Source organism: Nocardia donostiensis (assembly GCF_002081715.1).
Lineage (GTDB): Bacteria > Actinomycetota > Actinomycetes > Mycobacteriales > Mycobacteriaceae > Nocardia > Nocardia donostiensis.
The window spans coordinates 1-8,871 of sequence record NZ_MUKP01000081.1 but is presented as its reverse complement, the minus strand read 5'-3'; the positions used below and the strand labels follow the sequence as shown (position 1 = coordinate 8,871).

Genomic DNA, 8,871 nt, shown 5'->3' with positions numbered 1-8,871 from the left:
GCGCGGACAGTTCGTCAAGCCGCAACCGCACCGCGGTCAGCCTGCTGCGCAGCTGATGCGAGACATCGGCGACCAGCGCGTGCTCGCGTTGCAACCGTCCGGCGATCTCCACCGTCGCCGAATCCAGCACATCGGAGACCCGATCCAGTTCGGCGATACCGTGCCTGCGCGGATCCGGCCGGAAATCCCCCATCGCCAGCCGCGCCGCACGGGCCGCGACATCGCGGATCGGACCGGCGACGCGGCGGGCGGTGACCATCGCCACGGTAATCGCCGCACCCAGCGAAACCAGCACCGCGAGACCGACCCCGGCCACCGCCTGCTGCTGCCTGGCATGCATCGGGCCCGCGGGCACCTCCAGGCGCAGCGATCCGGAGGCACCCATCGACAGCGATTCGGTCAGCGGATCGGCGACATCAGGCACACCGATATCCAGCTGCGCGGCGTTGTCGCCCGGCGTCGGATAGACGATGGTCAGCCTGCCGTCCTCGGGAACCAGCGGACGCACCGTGCGCAGGTCGAGGCCGTCGTGCACTGTGCCGTCGCTGCGTTCCTGCGCGATCACCTCCACCGCGATCCGCTCCAACCTGCCCTGCAGGTCGTTGCGGGTGATGTCCTCCACCCACAGCACAGCGGTGTAGGTGAGCGGCACGCCGAGCACCACGGTGGTCAGCATCAGCACGGTCAGCATCGACCGCAGGATCCGCCGCCGCACGTCAGTCGGTATTCAATCGGAAGCCGACACCGCGCACGGTGACGATACGCCGCTCGGCCATCGGGCCCTCGTCCCCGATTTTGCGGCGCAGCCAGGACATATGCATATCGAGGGTTTTGGAGCCGCGCAGCTCCGCATCGCCCCAGACCTCACGCAAGATGGTGTCGCGGGAGACCACCTGCCCTGCCCGGTCGATGAGCACCTTGAGCAGTTCGTATTCCTTGTTGGCCAGGCCCACTTCGACACCGTTGACCAGCACCCGCCGCGCCGCCGGTTCCAACCGGATACCACCGACTTCCACCGTATCGTCGCCGATTCCGCTGCGCCGCAGCAACGCCCGCACCCGGGCGAGCAATTCGGCCAGGCGGAACGGTTTTCCGACGTAGTCGTCGGCGCCCGCGTCCAGACCGACCACGAAATCGACCTCGTCGGTGCGGGCGGTCAACATGAGCACGGCCAGGTCCGCACCGCGGGCACGTACTTGGCGGCATACCTCCAGCCCATCCATACCAGGCAGCCCCAGATCCAGAATGAGCAGATCGTGGCGGCCTTCCAGCGCGGTGCTCAGCACCGCGGGCCCGAAGCTTTCCACGGTGACCGAATAGCCTTCGCGGCCCAATGCTCGCGACAGGGGCGCGGCGATGGCCTCGTCGTCTTCGGCCAGCAGTACGGCGGTCATAGGCTCACATTACGGACCCGTCGCGGTTTTCCGCCGGGTCACCGATAGCCGCGCAGCTCGTCGTCGTAGCTGCGCTCACCTTCGAAGACCTGGTTGTAGAGCATCGCGTGCACCTGTTGCACCGCTGGGATGTCGTCGTATTCGAGGGGTTCCTCCGACGAGGAGCCGATGATCAGGGTGCCGGTGCCGAGCAGCCGGTCGAAAAGCCCGTGCCGGAACTGCACACTGGAAATGCGGCTCATCGGGATATCTATACCGGTGTGAGTGAGCACACCTTGACGCACCAGCACCCGCCGCTCGGTGACGATGAAATGGGTGGTCTTCCATCTGAGTACCGGTGCGACACAACGCCACCCGAGGACGGCCAGCCACATCAGGAAGATCACCAGCAGCAATACCGAGCGGCTCGTTCCCTCGGTATTGCGCCAGGCCAGACCACCGGCGAAACCGGCGAGCGCGGTCGCGACGATCAGCGTCACCGCGGGCAAGAACAGCATCTTCCAGTGTGGGTGGCGATGCAGGATCAGCTCTTCGTCGGGCGCCAGCACATCCTCCGGATAACCCATGGCCGAACCCTACCGCGCGCGGGGCCCGATGTACCTGACCTGGACCGTAAGAAGCACTCGTGATCTCGTTGCCGGGGATTGCGCGTATTCGCGTCCGTCCGGTGTTGCGGTGTGCGGAACCGGAACCGCGTTTATCGACCGAGTGTTTGCGGGCTGTGTGGTTGAGGGCTGTGTGGACGTAGGTGAGTGACATCCCCCGCAGACACCGGCTCCTCGCCGATCAGCAGGCGTCCCGCGCTGTCGATATCGCGGGCGATGCCGGTGAGCATCCGCCCGCCGGGTAATTCCGCGCGCACCGGTGTGCCCAGCGTCGCGCAGCGTTCGCGGTAGGCTGCGGCCATTTCCTCGGTCGCCCAGCCCGCATCGCGCCACGCGGTGAACCGGCGCGCGAATTCGGCCAGCAGCGACCCCACCAGTTCGGTGCGATCAACCTCCCCCGCGCCTGCCACGGTCAGCGAGGTCGCGTGCGGCACCGGCAGCTCGTCCTCGGTCAGGCTCACATTCAGGCCGACCCCGACCACGACGGCGGGAACCGGGCCGCCCGTCACGACCTCGGCCAGGATCCCAGCCACCTTGCGGTCATCGATCAGCACGTCATTGGGCCATTTGAGGGCGGCGGGCAGCTCCGCGGTACGGCGCACAGCGTCGACCACGGCGATACCGGTCAACAGCGGCAGCCAGCCCAGCGCGGTGGGCTCCAGCCCCTCCGGACGCAGCAGCATCGATAACGCGATCTGCGCCCGCGGCGGGCTCGCCCACGCTCGGGCGTGCCTGCCGCGGCCGCTGTCCTGGGTTTCGGCCACCAGCACGACGCGGTCGATACCGGGATCGGCGGCGCGCGCGATCAGATCGGCGTTGGTGGAGCCGGTGGAGTCCACGACCTCGATTCCGGTGAAAAACGCCGGTTCCGGCGCTCCCGGCAGACTGCGGAGATCGCGCCGCAACCGTTCTGTATCCAATGGTGGCCTGTGCACACCGGCAGGCTACTCGGGGTCGGTCCGGCTACCCGGCCAGGTCATACCCTTCCGGACGAACCGACGACGCACTTGTCATATCGTCGTCTTCGGCATCGACAACGGGATCGGTGACCGTCGGTTCTGGCTCCGATACTGTCCGCGTGAACGCCGCCGCGTCCGCGAATTCGGCTACCCGTGCGCTCCATCCCCACATTCGAGATACCTCCCCTTCTGCTCGAAAACGGGCTGGTCCAGCCTATTCCGGCGGGGGGTTCGGACGAAAGCGATTTTCCGGCCGCGCGGCGGTCGACCAGCGCTTTTCCGGAGGGGGTTCTACTGGCGAGTATCCCTTCCTGGGTTAACAGGGGTTATTGGCACTGGTTACACTCCGACCCATGACGAGTCTCCAGCAGCAGCCAACGCCGGGATCGGCAGGTGCCCCCGATATCCACACCACCGCCGGCAAGCTGGCTGACCTGCGGAATCGGCTGGAAGAGGCCAAGCATCCGATGGGTGAGGCCGCCGTCGACAAGGTGCACGCCAAGGGCAAGATGACTGCCCGCGAACGCATCCTTGCCCTGCTCGACGAGGGCTCCTTCGTCGAACTCGATGCACTGGCCCGGCACCGCAGCGTGAACTTCGGCCTGGAGCAGAATCGTCCGCTCGGCGACGGTGTGGTGACCGGTTACGGCGCCATCGACGGCCGCGAAGTGTGCATCTTCAGCCAGGACGTCACCGTATTCGGCGGCAGCCTCGGCGAGGTCTACGGCGAGAAGATCGTCAAGGTGATGGACCTGGCCCTCAAGACCGGCCGTCCACTGATCGGCATCAACGAGGGCGCGGGCGCGCGCATCCAGGAGGGTGTCGTTTCGCTCGGCCTCTACGGCGAGATCTTCCACCGCAACATCCAGGCCTCGGGCGTGATCCCCCAGATCTCGCTGATCATGGGTCCGGCCGCAGGCGGACACGTCTACTCCCCCGCACTCACCGACTTCGTGGTGATGGTCGACCAGGCCAGCCAGATGTTCGTCACCGGCCCCGACGTCATCAAGACGGTCACCGGTGAGGAAGTCACCATGGAGGAACTGGGCGGCGCACACACCCATATGACCAAGTCGGGTGTGGCCCACTACGTCGCCTCCGGCGAACAGGATGCCCTCGACTACGTCAAGGATCTGCTGTCCTACCTGCCGAGCAACAATCGCGCCGAGGCTCCGCGCTTCCCGGCCAGCGACCCGATCGAGGGTGCTATCGAGGATTCGCTGACCGATGACGACCTCGAGCTCGACACGATCATCCCGGACTCGCCGAACCAGCCCTACGATATGCACGAGGTGATCCGCCGGCTGCTCGACGACGACGAGTTCCTCGAGGTGCAGGCCGAGCGCGCGATGAACATCGTCGTCGGTTTCGGCCGTATCGACGGGCGCAGCGTCGGCATCGTCGCCAATCAGCCGACCCAGTTCGCCGGCTGCCTGGATATCGACGCCTCGGAGAAGGCCGCCCGCTTCGTGCGTACCTGCGACGCGTTCAACGTCCCGATCATCACGCTGGTCGATGTTCCCGGCTTCCTGCCCGGTACCGGCCAGGAATACAACGGCATCATCCGGCGCGGCGCGAAGCTGCTCTACGCCTACGGTGAGGCCACTGTGGGCAAAATCACCATCATCACCCGCAAGGCTTACGGCGGCGCCTACGATGTCATGGGCTCCAAGCATATGGGCGCCGATGTGAACCTCGCGTGGCCCACCGCGCAGATCGCCGTCATGGGCGCTTCCGGCGCTGTCGGCTTCGTCTACCGCAAGAAGCTGGCCGAGGCCGCCAAGGAGGGCGCCGACGTCGATGCGCTGCGGCTCGAGCTCCAAAACGAGTACGAGGACACCTTGGTGAACCCGTACGTCGCCGCCGAACGTGGCTATGTGGACGCCGTCATTCCGCCGTCGCATACCCGCGGCCAGATCGTTTCCGCGCTGCGACTGCTGGAGCGCAAGATGGTGAGCATGCCACCGAAGAAACACGGCAACATTCCGCTGTGATCCAGCGATAAACCCTCGGTAAGCCGCGCGCACCGATTGCACAGAAGCGATCGGTAACGGACGATCGGAGCGGGCATATCAACGCCCGATCCGGCAAGAGAGAGGATCTGGCACCGTGACGATTGTGGCAGAAGAAGAAGTGTTGACCGCCGCCGAACTGGACCTCGCCGTCGACTCGTTCGTGGACCAGCCGGCAGCAACCGACACCGAAACGGGCCCTGCCGCCACCGCGACAGGCGCGCGTCAACAGCCGTTCCTCGTCATCGAAAAGGGTGCGCCGACCGACGAGGAGATCGCTGCCCTGGTGTGTGTGTTCAGTGCCGCCGCGAGCGCGGGCGCGCCCCCGGCCGACAACCGCCCGATCGATCTGTGGGGATTGCCGACGCTGCTGCACCGCGGCAACTCGCCCTCCTCGCCCTACGCCTTCCCGCGGCTGGCGCATCTGCACGCCTGAACCGGCCGATCCAGGGAGGGTTGAACAACGGTGACCCGGCTGGTTCTGGCGTCCGCCTCCCCGGCCCGTCGTGCTGTGCTGCGCGCGGCAGGTATCGAACCCGTCGTCAGGGTGTCGGGTGTGGACGAAGACGCCGTCGCAGCGGCCCTTCCCCTGGGCACCGCCCCCGATGACGTCGTCGTCGCGCTGGCGCGCGCGAAGGCACACGATGTTGCTACGACGATTCCCGAATTCGCCGGTGACTGCGTGGTGGTCGGCTGCGATTCGATGCTGTTGATCGACGGCGTACTCCAGGGCAAACCGCATACCGTCGAGGTGGCGCGCGCACGCTGGAACGAGATGGCCGGACGCAGCGCCGACCTGATCACCGGTCACTGCGTGCTGCGGTTGCGTGACGGCGCGGTAGCGGCCGAGGCCGTGGACTGCAGCGCGACCACGATTCATTTCGCCAAACCCGAACCCGCCGAGCTGGACGCCTATCTCGCCACCGGCGAACCCTTGCAGGTGGCGGGCGCGTTCACCCTGGACGGTCTCGGCGGCTGGTTCGTCGACCGCATCGACGGAGACCCGTCGAGTGTGATCGGTATCGGGCTACCACTGCTGCGCAGGCTGCTCCAGGATGTCGGTGTCGGTGTCGCGCAACTGTGGGAACATCCGGCCTGATCCCGCCTGCTGTGCGCCGGTCCTGGCACCGGCTTCCCGGCGGGCCAGCCGCATTTCGCATACCTCGGGGCCGACGAACGGCTCCAAACCGACCTCGATCCGATCGCTGACGCCGTTGCGCTCCAGTAATTCCTCCAGCAGCCCCCGATGCACCCCGCACACCACATCGGAGTGGGTGCGCGCCAGTTCCCGCAACGGACAGGCGGTCATCCGGACCAGGCTCTGGGTATCGGTGTCGCGAGTGACGTCGCGTTCGGGGGCGAAGCCCAGTTCCGACATCAACGACACCGCCAGGTCCCTGGCATCGTTCAATGATTCGACGGGCTGTTCGGGCGCGTCGAGTTTGGCGCCCCAGGCGCGCCCAGCGGCCATCCCGGCTGCGATCCTGCGGTCGCGGTCGGGTCCGAGCTGATCGGCGAGTACCTGGGCGAGGTCCTGGTATCCGACCGTGCGCTGCACGGCGCGGTAACCGATACGCGGGCGACCGCGGCCGCGCGGCGGCTGCTGGAACTGCCGGACCAGGGAATCGCGGGTGAGCACGTCCAGGTGGAACCGAACGGTGGTGACGTGCTGGCCGGTGATCCGGGCCAGTTCCTGCGCATCGAGGGGTTCGCTGGCGCCACGTAGGATCGCGAGCAGCCGCCGCCGCGGCCATGAGTCGGACATAGCTCCACCCCTCCTTCGGGGAGACATTATCGGATGAGCGTGCGATTTATTCGTCCGTCCACCCGATAAGTGACTGAAACGAGATTCAGGCGTCCCGTCACACATACCATGCACAGTGCGAACAGAACCGTTGTCACCGCCGCCTACCTCGCGTGAAGGACCCTGAACGTGCCCGTTGCCCCGGACCCTCATCCCGCTTTCGGCGCGTATGCGCAACCTCACCGATTGGTAACCACACAGTGGTTGTCGGCAAACATCGGCGCGCCGGGACTCGTGATCGTCGAGTGCAACGAGGATGCCCTGCTCTACGACATCGGCCATGTGCCGGGAGCGGTCAAACTCGACTGGCGGGGTGAGCTGAACGACTCGGTCACCCGCGACTATATCGACGGGGCTCGGTTCACCCGGTTGATGCGGACCAAGGGCATCGCCCGCGACGACACCGTGGTGATCTACGGCGACCGGGGCAACGCCCAGGCGGCCCACGCACTATGGGTGTTCACCCTGTTCGGCCATGAAGACGTGCGGCTGCTCGACGGTGGACGCGACGCGTGGATCGGCGAGGCCAGGGAAACCACCTTCGAACGGCCCTCCCTCGCCCCGAGCGAATATCCGGAGGTCCACCGCGACGACAGCACCGCCCGCGCCTTCCGGGAAGACGTACTCGCCCATCTCGGTGGCCCGCTGATCGACGTGCGCTCTGCCGAGGAGTACGCAGGCGACCTGGCCCACCCGCCGGTGACTCCGGAGGATGCGACGCTGCGCGGCGGCCATATCCCCACCGCCGTGAACATCCCGTGGACCGAAGCGTTCGATGCAGGCGGAAAGTTCCGCTCCCGGGACCGGCTCGAGGCCGCGTACCGCGATTTCGGGGTCACCGACCCGCTGATCGTGTACAGCCGGGTGGGTGAGCGTTCCAGCCACACCTGGTTCGTGCTGCGGTATCTGCTCGGCTTCACATCGGTGCGCAACTACGACGGTTCGTGGACCGAATGGGGCAATTCGGTACGGATGCCGATCGCGACCGGTGCAGCACCCGGCGCGATGCCTGCCGGGGCCGGACGGCGAGGCCGGAATAGATAGCACAAAGCCAGGAACATACGATTGTGATCCACGACCTACTCTCCGGTAGGCCTATCCGAGTTCGGTGTCTGTTGGCAGACTGCCTACACTCGCCCGAGACGAAAATGTCGTCCACGGGCGCGGAGCCCGCGCAGCGGATCCGAACCCCGGAGCGGAATGCGCGTGTAGCGACCCCACCCGTTCGGAGCGGAGCCGGTACCGCGGACCCCAACCACGGGAGCGGAGCCTGCGTAGCGACCCCCATCCCGCGAAGCGACCACAGAGATTGCACACAGGAGGCTCAGTGCCCAGCCATGCCAGCGCGCGGATAACGAAGGTACTCGTAGCTAACCGAGGCGAAATCGCCGTGCGCGTTATCCGGGCGGCCAAGGATGCCGGTCTCGGCAGTGTCGCGGTGTACGCCGAACCCGACGCCGACGCCCCATTCGTCACACTCGCCGACGAGGCGTTCGCCCTCGGTGGGCAGACCTCTGCCGAGTCGTACCTGGTATTCGACAAGATCCTCGATGCCGCGGCCCGCTCCGGCGCCGACGCCATCCACCCCGGCTACGGCTTCCTGTCGGAAAACGCGGACTTCGCCCAGGCCGTCATCGACGCCGGGCTGATCTGGATTGGGCCGTCACCGCAGTCGATCCGCGATCTGGGTGACAAGGTCACCGCCCGCCATATCGCCGAACGCGCCAACGCGCCGATGGCCGCGGGCACCAAGGACCCGGTGAAAAACGCCGACGAGGTCGTGGAGTTCGCGAAGAAGTACGGCGTGCCGGTCGCCATCAAGGCGGCTTTCGGCGGCGGCGGCCGCGGCATGAAGGTCGCGCACACGATCGAAGAGATCCCCGAACTGTTCGAGTCGGCCACCCGTGAGGCGACCGCGGCGTTCGGGCGTGGCGAATGCTTTGTCGAGCAGTACCTGGACAAGGCCCGCCACGTCGAGGCGCAGGTCATCGCCGACAAGCACGGCAATGTCGTGGTCGCAGGCACCCGTGACTGCTCGCTGCAGCGCCGCTTCCAGAAGCTGGTGGAGGAAGCACCCGCACCGTTCCTCACCGACGA

9 protein-coding genes and 1 pseudogene are annotated in these 8,871 nt (G+C 66.6%); 5 read left to right on the top strand and 5 right to left on the bottom strand.

Annotation, left to right across the window (positions count from 1 at the left end):
* The 4 genes and pseudogenes from B0T44_RS25340 to B0T44_RS25325 form a co-directional block, all read right to left on the bottom strand.
* Positions 1 to 715, bottom strand: a pseudogene (locus B0T44_RS25340) (sensor histidine kinase); the annotation flags it as partial.
* A 1-nt stretch (position 716) separates the two neighbouring features.
* The gene (locus tag B0T44_RS25335; RefSeq protein ID WP_077119696.1) at positions 717 to 1,394 is read right to left on the bottom strand and encodes a response regulator transcription factor; all 678 of its coding nucleotides are present in this window, start codon (positions 1,392 to 1,394) and stop codon (positions 717 to 719) included.
* A gap of 38 nt (positions 1,395 to 1,432) precedes the next feature.
* The gene (locus B0T44_RS25330; protein WP_077119698.1) at positions 1,433 to 1,960 is read right to left on the bottom strand and encodes a PH domain-containing protein; all 528 of its coding nucleotides are present in this window, start codon (positions 1,958 to 1,960) and stop codon (positions 1,433 to 1,435) included.
* Between the two features lie 131 nt (positions 1,961 to 2,091).
* Positions 2,092 to 2,934, bottom strand: a complete 843-nt coding sequence (locus B0T44_RS25325) for a biotin--[acetyl-CoA-carboxylase] ligase (RefSeq protein WP_077119701.1) — start codon at positions 2,932 to 2,934, stop codon at positions 2,092 to 2,094.
* 377 nt (positions 2,935 to 3,311) lie between these two features.
* Here B0T44_RS25325 and B0T44_RS25320 point away from each other — a divergent pair, with 377 nt between their 5' ends.
* The 3 genes from B0T44_RS25320 (at position 3,312) to B0T44_RS25310 (ending at position 6,069) form a co-directional block, all read left to right on the top strand.
* Positions 3,312 to 4,952: an acyl-CoA carboxylase subunit beta gene (locus B0T44_RS25320; RefSeq protein ID WP_077119703.1), complete on the top strand. Its 1,641-nt coding sequence runs from the start codon at positions 3,312 to 3,314 to the stop codon at positions 4,950 to 4,952.
* Between the two features lie 115 nt (positions 4,953 to 5,067).
* Positions 5,068 to 5,406 carry an acyl-CoA carboxylase subunit epsilon gene (locus B0T44_RS25315; RefSeq protein ID WP_077119705.1) on the top strand — a complete coding sequence of 113 codons (339 nt, stop codon included), beginning with the start codon at positions 5,068 to 5,070 and terminating at the stop codon, positions 5,404 to 5,406.
* A gap of 30 nt (positions 5,407 to 5,436) precedes the next feature.
* A complete protein-coding gene (locus B0T44_RS25310; RefSeq protein WP_077119707.1) occupies positions 5,437 to 6,069 on the top strand; it encodes a Maf family protein in 633 nt (210 codons plus the stop codon).
* Here the strand turns inward: B0T44_RS25310 and B0T44_RS25305 are convergent.
* Complete coding sequence (locus tag B0T44_RS25305; protein WP_077119709.1) at positions 5,998 to 6,735, bottom strand: helix-turn-helix transcriptional regulator; 738 nt, start codon at positions 6,733 to 6,735, stop codon at positions 5,998 to 6,000. The two genes, B0T44_RS25310 and B0T44_RS25305, sit on opposite strands and share 72 nt — an antisense overlap.
* Positions 6,736 to 6,903: 168 nt before the next feature.
* Here B0T44_RS25305 and B0T44_RS25300 point away from each other — a divergent pair, with 168 nt between their 5' ends.
* Positions 6,904 to 7,818 carry a sulfurtransferase gene (locus B0T44_RS25300; RefSeq protein WP_077119711.1) on the top strand — a complete coding sequence of 305 codons (915 nt, stop codon included), beginning with the start codon at positions 6,904 to 6,906 and terminating at the stop codon, positions 7,816 to 7,818.
* Positions 7,819 to 8,101: 283 nt separating this feature from the next.
* On the top strand, positions 8,102 to 8,871 hold a 770-nt coding region (locus B0T44_RS25295; protein WP_139795358.1), incomplete at its 3' end, for an ATP-binding protein.

What these genes read in the sequence shown, in the direction of transcription:
- B0T44_RS25335 (WP_077119696.1), bottom strand. Translation starts at nt 1,394, where the DNA reads ATGACCGCCGTACTGCTGGCCGAAGACGACGAGGCCATCGCCGCGCCC.
- B0T44_RS25330 (WP_077119698.1), bottom strand. Translation starts at nt 1,960, where the DNA reads ATGGGTTATCCGGAGGATGTGCTGGCGCCCGACGAAGAGCTGATCCTG.
- B0T44_RS25320 (WP_077119703.1), top strand. Translation starts at nt 3,312, where the DNA reads ATGACGAGTCTCCAGCAGCAGCCAACGCCGGGATCGGCAGGTGCCCCC.
- B0T44_RS25305 (WP_077119709.1), bottom strand. Translation starts at nt 6,735, where the DNA reads ATGTCCGACTCATGGCCGCGGCGGCGGCTGCTCGCGATCCTACGTGGC.